Source organism: Candidatus Chloroploca sp. Khr17, assembly GCF_004138165.1.
In the GTDB taxonomy this organism is placed as follows: domain Bacteria; phylum Chloroflexota; class Chloroflexia; order Chloroflexales; family Chloroflexaceae; genus Chloroploca.
In genome coordinates this window covers 15,055-30,965 of record NZ_RYFF01000018.1, presented here as the reverse complement: position 1 = coordinate 30,965, position 15,911 = coordinate 15,055, and the positions used below count along the sequence as shown (strand labels likewise).

General features: G+C 57.2%; 9 protein-coding genes and 1 tRNA gene. 3 read left to right on the top strand and 7 right to left on the bottom strand.

The window, feature by feature from the left end; genetic code table 11:
* Window positions 1-116: 116 nt before the first annotated feature.
* Window positions 117-2,660: a WD40 repeat domain-containing serine/threonine-protein kinase gene (locus EKD05_RS12340; protein ID WP_129673116.1), complete on the bottom strand. Its 2,544-nt coding sequence runs from the start codon at window positions 2,658-2,660 to the stop codon at window positions 117-119.
* 53 nt (window positions 2,661-2,713) lie between these two features.
* Complete coding sequence (locus tag EKD05_RS12335; RefSeq protein ID WP_129673114.1) at window positions 2,714-4,627, bottom strand: VanW family protein; 1,914 nt, start codon at window positions 4,625-4,627, stop codon at window positions 2,714-2,716.
* A 57-nt stretch (window positions 4,628-4,684) separates the two neighbouring features.
* Here EKD05_RS12335 and EKD05_RS12330 point away from each other — a divergent pair.
* Window positions 4,685-4,759 (top strand) — tRNA-Lys (locus tag EKD05_RS12330).
* A gap of 85 nt (window positions 4,760-4,844) precedes the next feature.
* Window positions 4,845-5,558 carry a metallophosphoesterase gene (locus EKD05_RS12325; RefSeq protein ID WP_129673112.1) on the top strand — a complete coding sequence of 238 codons (714 nt, stop codon included), beginning with the start codon at window positions 4,845-4,847 and terminating at the stop codon, window positions 5,556-5,558.
* Between the two features lie 198 nt (window positions 5,559-5,756).
* On the opposite strand, the gene EKD05_RS12320 is transcribed toward EKD05_RS12325, so the two are convergent.
* Window positions 5,757-6,752: a biotin-dependent carboxyltransferase family protein gene (locus EKD05_RS12320; RefSeq protein ID WP_129673110.1), complete on the bottom strand. Its 996-nt coding sequence runs from the start codon at window positions 6,750-6,752 to the stop codon at window positions 5,757-5,759.
* Window positions 6,749-7,438, bottom strand: a complete 690-nt coding sequence (gene pxpB / locus EKD05_RS12315) for a 5-oxoprolinase subunit PxpB (protein WP_240695762.1) — start codon at window positions 7,436-7,438, stop codon at window positions 6,749-6,751. The genes EKD05_RS12320 and pxpB overlap by 4 nt, the downstream gene beginning before the upstream one ends.
* Before the next feature lie 163 nt (window positions 7,439-7,601).
* Here pxpB and gyrA point away from each other — a divergent pair, with 163 nt between their 5' ends.
* Window positions 7,602-11,627 carry a DNA gyrase subunit A gene (gene gyrA, locus EKD05_RS12310; RefSeq protein WP_129673108.1) on the top strand — a complete coding sequence of 1,342 codons (4,026 nt, stop codon included), beginning with the start codon at window positions 7,602-7,604 and terminating at the stop codon, window positions 11,625-11,627.
* 91 nt (window positions 11,628-11,718) lie between these two features.
* Here gyrA and EKD05_RS12305 read toward each other — a convergent pair whose 3' ends face one another.
* The 3 genes from EKD05_RS12305 to EKD05_RS12295 all read right to left on the bottom strand — a co-directional run bounded on the left by EKD05_RS12305 (window position 11,719) and on the right by EKD05_RS12295 (window position 15,838).
* Window positions 11,719-13,056 carry a TRAP transporter large permease subunit gene (locus tag EKD05_RS12305; RefSeq protein WP_129673106.1) on the bottom strand — a complete coding sequence of 446 codons (1,338 nt, stop codon included), beginning with the start codon at window positions 13,054-13,056 and terminating at the stop codon, window positions 11,719-11,721.
* 76 nt (window positions 13,057-13,132) lie between these two features.
* The gene (locus tag EKD05_RS12300) at window positions 13,133-13,723 is read right to left on the bottom strand and encodes a TRAP transporter small permease subunit (protein ID WP_129673104.1); all 591 of its coding nucleotides are present in this window, start codon (window positions 13,721-13,723) and stop codon (window positions 13,133-13,135) included.
* Between the two features lie 276 nt (window positions 13,724-13,999).
* Complete coding sequence (locus tag EKD05_RS12295) at window positions 14,000-15,838, bottom strand: phosphoenolpyruvate carboxykinase (GTP) (RefSeq protein WP_129673102.1); 1,839 nt, start codon at window positions 15,836-15,838, stop codon at window positions 14,000-14,002.
* Window positions 15,839-15,911 lie beyond the last annotated feature (73 nt).

Here is a 15,911-nt window from a genome sequence, read left to right as displayed (position 1 = left end):
TTCTTTCGCAAAAAAAGCCAGCGCAGCTGGCTTTTTTTGCGAAAGAAGCCGGTTTTTTAGGGCGGCATCCCTAAAGTTCAACTGTCACCCGGCAGGCGTTAGCCTCGTCAAGAGGCTCACGCCTGCCAGAAAAGAATCTTCCCATCGCTCCCCCCCGAGGCCAGCAGATCACCCTCAGGGCTAAAGGTGGTGCGTAAGACGCCCCCACTGTGCCCGCTCAGCGTCTGGCACAGGTGGCCGTCGTTTGTCCGCCATAGCTTGATGCTTCCATCGACGCCGCCTGACGCGATCAACAAGCCATCGGGATGGATTGCCAGGGTACGGATCGCATTCTGCTGGGCCTGAATCGTCTGTTGCAATGTGCCACGCTCGTCATCCCAGAGACAAATAAGCCCGTCGCTGCCGCCCGAGGCCAGCAGGCTGCCATCGCGACTATACGTTACGCAGTTTACCTCACTCCGATGCCCACTCAGGCTCGCTTGCAGGTGTCCTTCTTTCCCGTCATAGAGCCGGATCACCCCGTCGCTGCAACCAACAGCAAGCACTTGCACATCGGGACGGCACGTGAACGAAAGGGCGCTCTTGACGGTCTGGATTAGTTTCACCTGCTTGCCATCGCGGAGTCGCCAGTAGCGAATGGTTCCATCATTGCCATTGCTGATCAGCGCTTGGCTGTCGTAGCTAAAGTAGATATTTTCTTGATAGCTGACATGACTGGGGATCGTCAGTACCAGTTTGCGCTCGTGGGAACGCCAGATTTTGATCCCGGTATCGCTTGCCGTGATCGCGATCAAGAGGCCATCAGGACTATAGCTCGCATTCAAGGCATTGCCTGCCTGCTCATCAAGGTGGCTTACCAGACTGCCGTCAGCAACCCGCCAGATCCGTGCCATTCCATCTGCCCCCCCCGAGACCAGGTTGTTCGTATCAGGGCTGAAGGCAAGCGCCCAGACTCCACCGCGGTGGGCCTGGATGGTGCGTAGCAGCCGTGCATTGCCGACTGTCCAGTCGTTGCTACGGCTCCCGGCGACACTGCGGAGAAAGGCCCGCCAGCGCGAGAGGCGGGCCTGGAGTTCAATCTGAAAACCAGCCCCCGTCGCATCTCTCAGGATCAGCATGTCATGGAAGATGCCACTATCTTCCACCCGCCGCATATCGGCAGTAAGTTTCAGGCGCTGGTGCGTGCCGGGGGGCAAGCTCACGCTCTTGGCCCCTGGAATGACCCAGCGCGGGGTTTGAAGCGTCAGTTGGAGATAACGTCGCCCCTTGTTACTAAGCTTGAGCCACATATCGCGACGTTCATCCAGGCTCAACGCTCCAAAGTCAATGCTCCGTTGATCAGTCACTAGTTGGGGACGCTCGGCACCAAAGTTTTCGGGATCGAGGCGTGCGAGCAAGGCATCAAGGCCTGCGTGCATATCATCACTATGGGTAGCAACGGCCCGGCGCATATCAGCCGCCAGTTTGTTCCGCCCCCACAATTGCTCAACCTGGTCAGGTAAGTTGTTGTAGAGCCATGTCGCTGCATCTGTCCAGTGGGCTTCGGCCCATTGCCGCAAGGCTGTTTCGTCGGCAAGTTCACTGCCATCAGGGGCTTGCAAGTCGGTATGACTAATGGGCATCAAGAGTTCGCGCACGGTCGCAAGGAAACCCTCTGCATCAGGCCGTTGCTCGGGTTCCAGGGCAAGGCCACGCATCAAGAGCGCCTCAACTTCGAGGGGGAGCTCCGCATCAATGGTGCGCAGCGGAGGATAGGGCTGAACCTTGCCAAGCAGGAATTCGCTCAGGTTCTCACGCGTCAACGCTGGTTGAAAGCCCGTGAGCAGAATATAGAGCGTGGCCGAGAGCGCGTAAATATCTGAGCGTGGCTCGGCTTTGCCGTGCCATTGTTCAGGCGGCGTAAACCCGAGGGTGCCGGCCAATTGGGTGTCATCGGGCTTGATTTCGCCTTGTACCGGCGCAACGCGTGACAGGCCAAAATCAATGAGCCAGACCCGTCCAGCGCTGTCAATCAAGATATTTGCCAGCTTGATATCGCGATGGAGCACCGGCTCGGGTTCGCGTGCGTGCATATAGACCAGGGCATCGGCGATATCACGTGCAATCGTCAGGCTCTCTTCGACGGTGAGCCGCCCGCCCTGTTCATGCACAATCAGCCCGAGGTCGCGGCCTTCGACATACTTCATCACCAGAAAGCGCTGCTCGGGCAGATACTCATAAATCTCGGGGATATTGGGATGCCCGGGCGTATTCAGGGTGACAAGCAGGCGGGCTTCGCGATGAAAATTGCGCAGGGCTTGCTCACGCGTACGCACATCCCATTCAGGATTAGTGATCTGGCGTTTGGCCACACAGTAGCGTTGCAACTGGCGATCAAAGGCAAGGTAGGCATGGCCAAAACCACCCTGACCAATCGCTCGGGTGAGCATATAACGCCCGGCGGGATCAATGGTGATCCCGGGCATCAGCGTTTCAGCGTCAAGCTCACTCACTTCTGTTTCAGGCTGAGCCTGCGTTCGTTCGTCGTCACTCGCTCCGCTCTTGCGTTGCAAACGAAGGGGACGAATGAAGAGCAGGGAACTGCCGCACGCATTGCAAAAGCGTGAGCCCGGCGGATTGAGATGGCCACACGCACGGCATTTGATAGGCTCGAGGCTCATGGCTTTCTTGTACCTCTAGATCAGAATGCTTTAGCCTTCAGCGCTCGGCACCGCTAGCCAGTACCACGCAGAAAGATATTCGGCCAGGCGCGAAAACGGGTCACAAAGGTGTCACGGCCAATCTCGGCCCCGTTGCTGAGCAGGACGCGCTGGATGGTGATGTCACGTCCGTTGCGGGCCACATCACTCTGGCGCACTATCCCACGGGCCAGGGTGGGATCATCAATATAGACTGGCTGGGCCGGGGCGCGCACTTCGTTGCTGATCAACGGGCCTTCTAGGCGCACCTCGCGCGCCAGCGGGGTGCCATACAATTCAATGGTAAGCATCTGGTTGGCTTCGTCCATCCTGCTCTGCATCAACAGCCAATTGCCGGTATCATTGACGAACTTGAGATCCGTGACCCCGGTATAAATCGCGGCATCGAGGCCTTGCCCATCGCCGTTGGGCCCCAAACCAAAGCGATCGTACCAGCTAATATAAAAAGCATGGGCGTGGCGTTCGGTAATCGGCAACCCGGCCCAGAACGCGCTGCGAAAGACCGTGGTCGAGACCTGGCAAACCCCACCACCCCATTCGAGTTGGGTCCGGTTGCCAATGATCGCGTAGCCTTCGACAAAACCATTGGCTGCGTCAACTTCGCCAAGCTGGCGATTAAACGAAAACTCCTCGCCTGGCGCAATCAAGACCCCGTCCATGCGTGCAGCCCCAGCGCGAATGTTGGTGATCCGGTAAGCCGCCGAGCCAACAAAACTGCTTTTGCCTTCGGCGACCAGCGTATTGATGCCAAGCTCGGTGATGCGGTCAGCCGTGATCTCGGGTTCAAGCTGATCGACAGGGAGCGCGAGGGTTCGCGTGGTGGGAGCGCTGCTCAAGAGCACATTCGCAATTTCGTTGGCGGCATCTTCTTGCCGGAGGCGCCAGCCCGGGCGGCCTTCTTCAATAATCCGTACTGTCCCACCCTCAAACCGCAACCGGGGTTCGGCTGTACCTGTATCAACAATCTGGGCCAGCCCCTCAACGGCGCGCTCAAGGCGTTGCGGATCGACGCGTACTTCGAGGCGGTCTTCAACCGGTTCGACCTGGAGCAATTCAGCCAGACGCTCGGGTGCCCAGATCCAACGCTGTTCGTTGAGTTGCAGTTCGAGCGGTGTTTGCAACACCTCGGCCACCCGCGCCTGCGCTTCAACCAGGGCCTCATCACCAACCCCTGGCGCAAGCGAGCGGGTACGGATCGTTACTTCCTGGGGGCGCAACTCGAGCAGGGCAAGCAGAATATCGTTGGCGGTGGCATCAACGAGCACCTGCACGCCAGGTGTACTTGGGGTGCCAACAATTTTCGCCGAGGCGATGCTGAGCGCCGCATCCTGGGGCGGGTACTCGATCCATGGTGTCAGCGTGAGCAGGTAGCTCTGCAAGGCACCCTGGTCGACACTCAAGGCTGGCGCGAGTTCGAGCCCTTCACGCCAGAGTTGCCAGAGTTCGCGCACCCGGGTGAGTGGGTCGCCCTGCCGTCCGGCTGCGAGGGCCTGGCGGGCGATCGCTTCGCTATCGAACCGTACGCCGAGATCGGCCAGCGGCGGCTGCCAGCTTTCGTCGCGATAGATGAGCGCAATCGGGTGGTGCAAAAATTCAGCGTAACGGAGATCGATCATTGCCGCAATCTCGTTACGGTTCTTGCCTGCCACCGACTCACCTTGAATCGACACGCCTGGCAGCGCCTGGTCGCGCAAGACGAAATTGAGACCGTAGAGTGCCAGCAACGGGACAACGAGAATCAGCCCTGTGATGGGCAAGAGGCACCCCCACCAGTTGCGGCGAACGCGCTTTGGGCGACGGCGGCGCGGCTCGCGGCGGCGCGGCTCACGCGGATCCTCTGGCGGTTGTTGATCTTGTTCGCCGATCCCTGTCGTGCCACGACGCCGCCGGATCGGGCCATATTCCTGATAGTAATCGTCAATCGGCATGATTTTATACTAGTTTGACAGTCTGAAGGGAGCTTTGTATAATTATAGGCGATCTTGGGGCCTCTAGCTCAATGGTAGAGCAGTTGACTCTTAATCAATTGGTTCAGGGTTCGAGTCCCTGGGGGCCCACCATGTTGAGCGCCGCGCCGAGCAATCGAGCGCGGCGTTTTTCTTCGGGGTATGGGCGCAACTCACCTTGCGTCTGCGAGCAATACATATGATCTGGACCATTTCTGACCTACACCTTTCTCATGCTCACCCCAAACCGATGGATATCTTTGGTGCCCATTGGAGGGATCATGCGACCCGTATTGCGACGGCATGGCGTGCTCGGGTGGCACCTGATGATTGGGTACTGATCGCTGGTGATATTTCGTGGGCGCTCAAGCTCGCTGATGCACTGGTGGATCTGCGGTGGATTGATGCGTTACCGGGGCGCAAGGTTTTGATCCGTGGCAATCATGACTATTGGTGCCAGCGCAAGGTCGGTTCTATGCGTCGCCACATGCCTCCCTCGCTGAATTTGATCGGGGCTGATGCCTTTGATCTTGGTTCAGCCGTTGCCTGTGGTACCCGCGGCTGGGTGACACCCGAAATGCCGGGCTATGATGCCGTGACTGATGAGCCGATCTATCGCCGTGAGCTGGGTATGCTCGATCGGGCGATTGCGCATGGACAGCAATTGGCCGCCAACAAGCGCCCGCTTATCATCATGCTCCACTACCCTCCGTTTGTCAACCAGCAGCCCACTGAGTTTGCGCACCGGATCGCGGCTTCCGGGGCAAGCGCCTGCATCTATGGGCACCTCCACCGTGTCCATGATCACCAGAATGCGATCAACCACACCATCAATGGGGTGGCCTATCAACTTACCTCAGCCGATTTCATTGGCTTTGGGCCGGTCGCGGTGCGCGGGCTCAACAGTGTGTAACAGAAGGTTTCTGGGGTCGTTCGCCGACCACGAATTGGGGCCACGAATAAACGAATACGTGCGGCACCAAGCCCCTATTCGTATATTCGTGCTCAGTATTCGTGGTCGGCGGCACTCCCTTTGGCACAGTTATTCGTCGCACGCTTGGCGTCCAGATGTGCTCTCAATCCCCTTTGCGCCTTTGCGTCAACACGAGTGTCACCCCCCCGCCAGCGCGAGTTGCGCGACGGTATCGTCAGGCTCTAGTGGCGTTGCTTGCCATCTGGCGTAGTCGCGGCGGGCTTCAATTGCTTCATCTTCGCCGATGGGCTTTAATTGCAGCCTATCGCCTGGCAAGAGTTGCGCTGCCAGGTCAAGATCGGGCGCGCAGACGACCCCGATGATCGGGTAGCCACCTGTTGGCTGGGCGTCGGCCATCAGCAACACTGGTTTTCCGTCAGGCGGTATCTGGATGACACCAGGCAAGACGCCGAGTGAGGGCAGGTTGCAGGGATGGGTCAGTTCTACGGTATGCCCGTCGAGCCGGTAGCCCATCCGATTTGCGTGGTCGCTTACCCGTAGCTCTGCTTGCGCGAGGGCTTCGATGCTCGTGGCACCAAAACAATGCTGGTGCGGCCCCGCAGTGAAACGGAGGCTCGGCTTTGGCCCATAGGCTGGACGCGCCTCGGCAGGCCAGGGTTGCCCGGCTCTTCGCAAGGGGTCATTCGGTTGCTCCCGGAGCATCACCAGGTCGCCTGCCCTCAAGACTCGCCCTGCAAGCCCTCCAAACCGCCCTGACAGGTGCGTTCCACGTGATCCCAGTACCACAGGAACCTCAACACCTCCTGCGAGCGCTAGGTAGCTCCGTGCGCCCCAGCCGTGGCGTTTCCCGGCGAGATAGATGCGATCACCCGGCCGCGCCAGGATCGTTGTCCAGAGTGGCAGTGGGGCGTCGTTCCAATATGCTTCGATGGGTGCGCCGGTGAGGGCGAGCAAACTCGGCTGCAAGACTTCAAAGCATACCTCACTCACTAGCATTTCCACGCCAGCCTCGTCGGGGGCATTGCCCACCAGGCGATTTGCCGCAAAAAGCGCAAAGCGATCCATGGCGCCGCCTCGCGGCACGCCATAGCGCAGTGCCCCCAGGCGCCCCTGATCTTGCACCGTCGTCAATAACCCCCCTGTAACCACCCGCAAGCCGGCCCCTCGCCTCATCGCCCCCCCTCTGCGCCTCTGCGCCTCTGCGCCTCTGCGTTAAAGCGTACCCCATCCCCCGGCACCACCAGCGTCGGCGGATCACGCAACGGATCAAAAAGTTGTGCCTCAGTTCGCCCAATCACATGCCACCCACCAGGCAACCGATCCGGATAGATCCCGGTCATGCCGGCGGCGATCGCAACCGAACCAGCCGGAACCGCTGTGCGTGGCGTGCTACGTCGGGGCAGATCAAGCGCCGTTGGCAACGGCCCCAGATATGGAAACCCCGGCGCAAAACCGATCATCATCACCCGATAGATCTGGCTCGTGTGCAACGCAATCACCTCGGCCTCACTCAACCCGAGACGTGCCGCCACCTCGGCCAGATCGGGGCCATCCTCGCCCCCATAGCGCACCTGGATGTCTATCACCCGCGCAGGCCGCGCTGGGGCGGGCTCAACTTCCCGCACCAACGCACTCAACACCGCCTCAAGCCTTGCTCGCGTCAGGCAAAGTGGATCAAACAACACCAACAACGACGCCCATGCTGGCAAGGCCGCCTCAAGGCCTGGCAGATCGAGGGCCGTCACCTGATCGGCGAGGGCAAGCATGCTACGATTCGTCAGCGTATCAACGGTTGCACATTCAAGCAACAACGCCCCCTCACCAAGCGGCTGCATCGACCATGTCAAAGAAATATTCATAGAAACAAATGTTTGATAATACTAGACAAAAGCCACCGGATCGAGTATAATGATAACCGATAAACAGCGCATCAGAAAGCCGTAATTCGAGGAAACGAGCCTATTGTATTGCTTAATCTGACGGGGGCGCAGAGCCCCCGTTTTCGAGTCGATGGAGTATGACATGGAGATTGGCATTGTCCGGCCCATCAGTATCACCAGCGAAGTGCGCACCGCCTACCTGAGCTACGCCATGAGCGTCATCGTCTCACGGGCCTTACCTGACGCCCGTGACGGTCTCAAGCCAGTGCAACGGCGCATCCTCTATGGCATGTGGGACATGGGCTATCGTAATAATCGGCCCTTCAAAAAGAGTGCCGGCATCGTCGGCGACGTCCTCGGCAAAATGCACCCCCACGGCGACAGTGCCGTCTACGATGCGCTCGCACGCATGGCCCAGCCGTGGAGTATGCGGTATCCGTTGGTAGATGGTCAAGGGAATTTTGGTTGTTTTACTGGGGATACCCGCATCAAGTTGCTCGATGGCACTGAGCGTACGTTTGCTGAACTAGCAGAGCTTTCGCCTGACGAGATCTTCTACGTCTATTCAGTCAACAGCACTGGGCAGATTGTTATTGGTGAAGGTCGCTACTCACGCATTACTCGTCGCGATGCAGAACTGGTTGAGCTCACCTTCGATGATGGCTCGACCGTGCGCTGTACGCCCGACCACCGCTTCATGCTCCGTGATGGTACCTGGAAGCAGGCCCACGAACTGACGATTGAAGACAGCCTGATGGCTGGGTACTTTGATACTGCCCCGGTTCGACGTGGCTCGAATGACTACTTGCGTGTCTTACAACCAGCGACTGGTGAGTACGAGTTCGTTCACCACCTGGCTGATCGCTACAATGAGCAGCGTGGCTTTGTCCGCCCAAGTGGTAAGACGTTTGTTCGTCACCATCGTAACTTTAACCGCTTTGATAATCGGCCCACCAACATCGAGCGCATGGGTTGGCTAGAACATCTGCATCTTCATGCAGCGCATCTTGAGCAACTCTGGAGCGATGATACATTCCGTGCGGCGCAGGCGGCTGGGGTGCAGACATACTATGATGCTCATCCAGAAGTGCGTGCAGAGCGGCGTCAACGTATGATCGAGCAGAATCAGAATGTAGAATTTCGTTCTGCAAATGGCCCACGCGTAGCAGCATCGCTCCGTGAACGCCATCAGCGCAACCCCGATGAAGCACGTCAGCGGGGCGATTATTTGCGCCAACTCTGGCAAGATCCTGTCTACCGGGCCAAGATGAGTCGGGCGCTGCGTGGGATTGAGAAGCGCCCTTTGACAGAATCACAGCGTGCTCGAGTTGCTCAGATTGTTGCGGCGCGTAGTAAGGATATGTGGGCTGATCCCGAGCAACGGCAGCGGGTGATTGCGGCCATTACCTTTGCTATGAGTGATCCTGCTGTGCGTGAGAAGTTGCGCGAAGGCTCCCAGCGACTCTGGCTCGATCCTGATTATCGAGCGCGTTTTGCCCCTGACCACCATCGCATGATGGCACGCCGTCTGTGGGCGAATCCGGCTATGAAAGCGGTACACCGCGAGAAATTGGCCCGTCAGTGGACTGATCCCCGTTTCCGTCAGGCCCAGGCTGAGGGTGTGCGTTTGAGCAATGCGCGGCGGCTTGATGCTAATCCGGCACTGATGACTGAGTTGGCAACTCGATCAGCCGAAGTGCTCCACGCTAAGTGGGCTGATGACGCATATGCCCGTCGGGTGATGCGTACCAAAGTTGCTGGCTATGCCGCCCGCCTCGTCGCTGAGTTTGGCCGTGAGGCGGTTACCCCAGAGCTCTATGACGCTCAGCGCAACGCCAATTGGATTCCCCGTAGCACGAAGCTGACGCGTTATTTCACCAGCTTTGAGGATTTGCTCCAGGTTGCTGCGACGCATAATCACCGTGTTGTATCCGTGCGTTGGCTTGATGAGCGGGTTGATGTGTACGACATTACGGTTGATGAGCATCACAATTTTATGCTCGCCAACGGTTGCGTTGTGCATAATAGTGTCGACGGCGATCCTCCGGCGGCGATGCGGTACACTGAGGCGCGGCTTACCGCGATTGCCGAAGAGTTGCTCTTTGATATTGAGAAAAATACCGTTGATTTTCGGGATAATTTCGATGGTTCGTACCGCGAGCCTTCGGTGTTGCCGGCCACGCTCCCCAATCTCTTGCTCAATGGTGCCTCGGGGATTGCTGTCGGGATGGCTACGAATATCCCGCCCCACAATCTCAATGAAGTTTGTGATGCGTTGATTCATTTGATCGATGCCCCCGAGGCGACGATCGAAGAGTTGATGAAGTTCCTGCCTGGCCCCGATTTTCCGACCGCAGCGAGCATTCTTGGTATCGAGGGGATCCTGGCGGCCTATTCGACGGGCCGCGGCCAGATTATCCTGCGGGCCAAGGCTCATATCGAAGAGGGCTCGCGGGGTGCCTTCAATATTATTGTCACTGAATTGCCCTATCAGGTCAATAAAGCCCGTCTGCAAGAGCGTATGGCGGAACTGGTCAAGGATCGCAAGATCGAGGGCATCCGTGATGTCCGCGATGAGTCAGACCGCACCGGGATGCGGTTGGTCATTCTGCTCAAGCAGGATGCGCAACCCAAAAAGGTGCTCAATGCACTCTATAAGCATACGCAGATGCAGACGACCTTTGGCATCAATATGCTTGCCCTGGTCGATGGCGGCCGCCAACCACGGGTGCTCACGCTCAAGCGGATGTTGCAGGAGTATATCAACCATCGGCAGGAGGTGATCCGCCGCCGGACTGAGTTTGATCTGGCGAAGGCCCGTGCCCGCGCCCACATTCTCGAGGGCCTCAAGATTGCACTCGATAATATTGATGCGGTGATCCGCACCATTCGTGAGTCGCGGACGACCGACAGCGCCCGCAACAACCTGATGCGCAACTTCTCGCTCAGCGAAATTCAGGCCAATGCCATCCTCGATATGCAACTCCGGCGTCTTGCGGCGCTTGAGCGTAAGAAGATCGAGGACGAGTATAACGAGGTGATCAAACTGATCGCCGAGCTTGAAGATATCCTGGCCAACCCCAAGCGGGTCTTGCATATGATCCAGACCGATCTGCGCGGGCTCAAAGAGAAGTACGGCGATGAGCGCCGCACGCGCATTGTGCCCGATGTGAGCGGCGAGGTGAGCGACGAAGATCTCATTCCTGATATTCGGGTGATGATTACGCTCACGAACCGTGGGTATATCAAGCGCCAGATCGCCGATGTGTATCGCACCCAGCGCCGTGGCGGGCGTGGGGTGAAAGGGATGAAGACCCGCGAGCAAGATATTGTCAGCCACCTGCTCACCTGTAGCTCGCTCGAGAATCTGCTCTTCTTCACCGACAAAGGCAAAGTCTATCAACTCAAGGCCCACGAGGTGCCCGATAGCTCGCGCACCGCCAAAGGCTTGCCGCTGGTCAATCTGATCTCGCTTGAACCAGGCGAACAGGTGACTAGCATGCTGGCGGTGTCTAGCTTTGATGGCGAGTATCTTGTGATGGCGACGCAGCGAGGCAAGATCAAACGTACGCTGTTGCGCGAATATAGCCAGGTGCGCTCAAATGGCCTGATTGCCATTGGTCTCGAAGATGGCGATGTGCTTGGGTGGGTGCATGTAAGCCACGGGAGCGAGGATATCCTGCTTACGACGATACGCGGCCAGACAGCACGCTTCAAGCAGAGCGAAGTACGTCCAATGGGCCGCCCTGCCACAGGGGTTAATGGGATCAGCCTCGACGCGAATGATCGGGTCATCAGCATGCAACTTGTCCAACCGGGTCAGGATCTGCTCGTGGTCACAGCGCGTGGTATGGGCAAACGCACGGCTCTGGCCGAATATCCCACCAAAGGCCGTGCCACGGGTGGGGTTATTACCATGAAACTTCGCCCTGGCGACGAAATTGCAGGGGCTGCCATCGTTACCGACAACTGCCTCTTGACCTTTATCACCGCGGCAGGCGTCGTTATGCGGACGAGTGCTGATGAGGTTGCCCAACTCGGACGCAATACGCAAGGTGTCATTGTGCTCAACCTTGATCGCGATGACCGCCTAGCGGCCCTCTCGGTTGAAGAGCTCGAAATGACCGACAATGACCACGAGTCGCCGATGCTGATCAGCCCCAATTAGCGCTTCACGGTACGGGCATGCACAAAAAGAGGCCAGCATTGCTGGCCTCTTCTGCTACCTCAAACTTTCGCGCCTTTGCGCCAAACCTGCTCTAACGGCTGAAGGAGACCGAGGGCAGATAGGTGACTAGTGACGGGAAAAGAACGATCACAATCAGCACCATGACCTGAATCAGAATGAACGGAATGACGCCGCGATAGATATCCGTTGTCTTGATCTCGGGTGGCGCGACGCCGCTCAAATAGAAGAGCGCAAAACCAAAGGGCGGCGTCAGGAACGACGTCTGGAGGTTTGCCCCCATAATGACGCCAAACCAGATCATATCAATGCCGAGCGCCTGCGCCACGGGCACAAAGAGCGGAATGACGATGAAACAGATCTCGAAAAAGTCAATAAAGAAACCAAGGACAAAGACGAGCAGCATACTGGCGCCCATAAAGCCCCAGACCCCGCCGGGCAAGTTGGCGAGAATATCAAAGACAAACTTATCGCCTTCAAGCGCACGAAAGACCAGGGCGAAGGCTGTCGAGCCAATCAGAATAAAGAGCACCATCGTCACACTGCGCAGGGTCGAATCGGCGACATTGCGAAACGTGCTGAGGCTCAAACGACTATTGGCGAGGGCCAGCAAGGTTGCCCCGAGGGCACCGACAGCACCGGCTTCGGGGGCCGTCGCGATACCAAAAAAGATCGAACCAAGTACCGCAAAGATCAGCAACAGCGGTGGAACCATCACCCGCATCACCTGCGACGCAAGTGCCCATCCCTTGACCGTACGGGCCGAGAGGGGCAGCGCAGGGGCCACCGCTGGCCTGAGTTGGGCAATCACCCAGCAATAAAAACCGAGCGAAAAGGCGAGCAGCAGACCAGGGATCAGCGAGCCAATGAAGAGGCGGCCTACCGAAACCCCCATCTGGTCACCAAGCACGACCAGCACCACTGAGGGTGGGATAATCTGACCGAGCGTCCCCGAGGCACAGATAACACCACACGCTAGTCCCTTATCATAGTTATAGCGCAGCATAATCGGCAATGAGATCAGGCCCATTGCCACCACGGTCGCCGCCACCACACCGGTCGTCGCCGCCAGCAGTGTCCCCACAAAAACGACCGCAATTGCCAGGCCGCCGCGGATTGGCCCGAAGAGCACGCCCATCGTTTCAAGCAAATCTTCGGCTAAGCCTGACTTTTCGAGCATCGAGCCGAGAAAGATAAAATAGGGGATCGCCAGCAGCGTAAAGTTAGACATAATGTTAAAGATACGCGACGGCATCGCCCGGATCAAAATTGGATCAAAGACCCCCAACGACGTACCGATCAAACCGAAGATAATCGCCACCCCGCCCAACGAAAAGGCCACTGGGTAGCCAATGCCCAGAATCACCAGCGCTCCCAGGAACATCAACGGTCCAAGCCACTCGTAATCCATACAATTCTCCGTTAGACAAGGTCTGAACCCACTCACTGATGCTTGCTCGCGTGAAGCCCCAAACCGCACACCTGCGCTATTTCCCCTTGTCTATCCGTAGTTGCTTTGTCATTGCCGAATGTTCTTTCCCTGTTCCCGTCGAATCGCTATAGCCCATCAAGAAAGCCGCGTTCTTGATCGCCTCGGAAATACCTTGAATGATCAGGAGCACAGGACTGACAAGAATAAATGTCTTGAGAGGATAACGGGGCAAGCCGGCCGATCCATCAGGTGAGCCTTCAAGGATCTGCCACGAGTTCTGGACATACGGCAACGTAAAATAGATGAGCAGCAGACAGAATGGGATGAGAAAGAGAAATGTCCCAAGCAGATCAACCCATGCCTTGCGTCGAGGCGAGTATATACTATAAAAGACATCAACCCGTACGTGTTCACCATGCTTTAGGGCATATGAACCACCCATTAAAAAAATAATCGAAAAGACATACCACTGAGCTTCAATATAGAGATTTGAACCTAGTGTTCGTCCAATCGCAAGCCCGATATAGCGATTGCCAACGTTCCACACGCCGATTCCAACCACAATCGGCACCAACCAGATCGTAATGTTTCCAACAAACTCGGTAAAGGCATCAATGCCTTTGGAGAGACGCAGCAATCCTCGCACGCGGCAACCTCCCTGCTGATCCAGTGGCACACGCTTTGCCTGGTTCAACAAAACAATACGGCGTACCTGCATAGCCTTTGGTCGGCAATGCTCCCGTATTATGGCAGTCGACTCATATATGACCGAAACTTGTGAGGGGCTCGTATCCTATGGTACACGCAAGGACATCTTCTGTCAAAAGAATCGGCCCACCAGAAAATGATGGAGCTGCGTTGTGATCGCAAAAGGGCTGACCCTGTCAGCCCTTTTGCGATCACAACGCAGCTTGATGGAACCCTATTCGTGGGTTGGCCCCCAGTTGGTGGGCGTCCGCCAGAGGCTCGAGAGGATCAACTCACGCATATTGATCAACTCTTTTGGCAAACGATCATACAGCTTGATAAACAGTTCCTCGTGCAGCAATACTTCCTGCTGCCAATCACTGAGGCTCATGTTCATCACCTTATCGAACTGATCGCGGCTGAAAGCGAGCCCGCGCCAGTCAAGGTTCTCATAGTTCGGAATCCAGCCAATCGGACTCTCAACACTGACTGCTTCGCCATGCGAGCGTTGCACAATCCACTTGAGCACCCGCATATTATCGCCGAAGCCCGGCCACGCAAATTTGCCATTCTCGTCTTTGCGGAACCAGTTAACCCCAAAAATACGTGGTGGATTGTAGATCTCGCGCCCAAACTGGAGCCAGTGGTTAAAGTACTCGCCCATATGGTACCCGGCAAAGGGCAGCATCGCAAACGGATCGCGGCGCACGACACCCTGCTGTCCAAAGGCAGCGGCGGTTGTCTCTGAGCCCATCGTGGCAGCCAGATAGACGCCATAGTTCCAGTTGAAGGCCTGATAGACCAGTGGCACCGTCGTGCTGCGTCGGCCACCAAAAATAAACGCCTGAATCGGCACACCTGCCGGATCGTCCCACGCCGGGTCAATCACTGGATTATTCAGCGCCGGGGCGGTAAACCGTGCATTGGGGTGAGCTGCCGGTGTAGTGCTCTCGGGTGTCCAGTCGTTGCCCTTCCAGTCAATCGCATGGGCCGGCTTCTCTTTCGTCATGCCTTCCCACCAGATATCGCCATCATCAGTCAGGGCCACGTTCGTAAAGATCGTATCCTTGGCACAGCTCTCCATCGCACTCGGATTGGTATCGTACGAGGTTCCCGGAGCGACGCCAAAGTAGCCTGACTCGGGATTGATCGCATAGAGCTTGCCATCGGGGCCGGGTTTGATCCAGGCAATATCATCACCAATCGTCGTTACGTCCCAGCCCTCATCCTTAAAGATCTTGGGTGGCACCAGCATGGCAAAATTGGTCTTGCCACAGGCCGACGGGAAGGCTGCCGCCACATACGACTTGCGCCCACTCGGCTCTTTCACCCCCAGGATGAGCATATGCTCGGCGAGCCAGCCCTCTTGACGGGCCATCACCGAGGCAATCCGCAGGGCCAGACACTTCTTGCCGAGCAGCGCGTTGCCACCGTACCCTGAGCCATACGACCAGATCGCCCGCTCTTCGGGGTAGTGGACGATATACTTGGTGTTTGAATTGCAGGGCCAGGGCACATCCTTCTGACCTGGCTCAAGTGGTGCCCCGACCGTATGGGCACATGGGACATACTCACCATCTTCACCGAGCACATCATAGACAGCCTTGCCCATGCGGGTCATCAATTTCATATTGACCACCACATAGGGTGAGTCGGTGATTTCGATGCCAATCTGGGCAATTGGTGAACCAAGCGGCCCCATGCTAAAGGGGATCACATATAATGTCCGCCCACGCATACATCCATCAAACAGCCCCGCCATGATCTCCTTCATCTCTTTCGGTGCCATCCAGTTGTTCGTCGGACCGGCATCATTCTTGGAGATCGAGCAGATGTACGTGCGATCTTCAACCCGGGCAACGTCACTAGGATCCGAACGGGCCAGGAAACTATTTGGGCGTTTCTCGGGATTGAGACGGATAAAGGTACCAGACTCAACCATCTCTTCACAGAGGTTGGCGTATTCTTCTTCTGAACCGTCACAAAAGTGAACCTGCTCCGGCTTACACAGATCGACCATCTCGCTGATCCACTGCTTCAGGCGCTCGTGCTTGATGTAATCAGGGAACTGCATCTGTTCCTCCCCTCTTTGCTATGTCGAAACGTACGCTGCGACACCATTGATTCGACAGGACGCTTCTGGACGG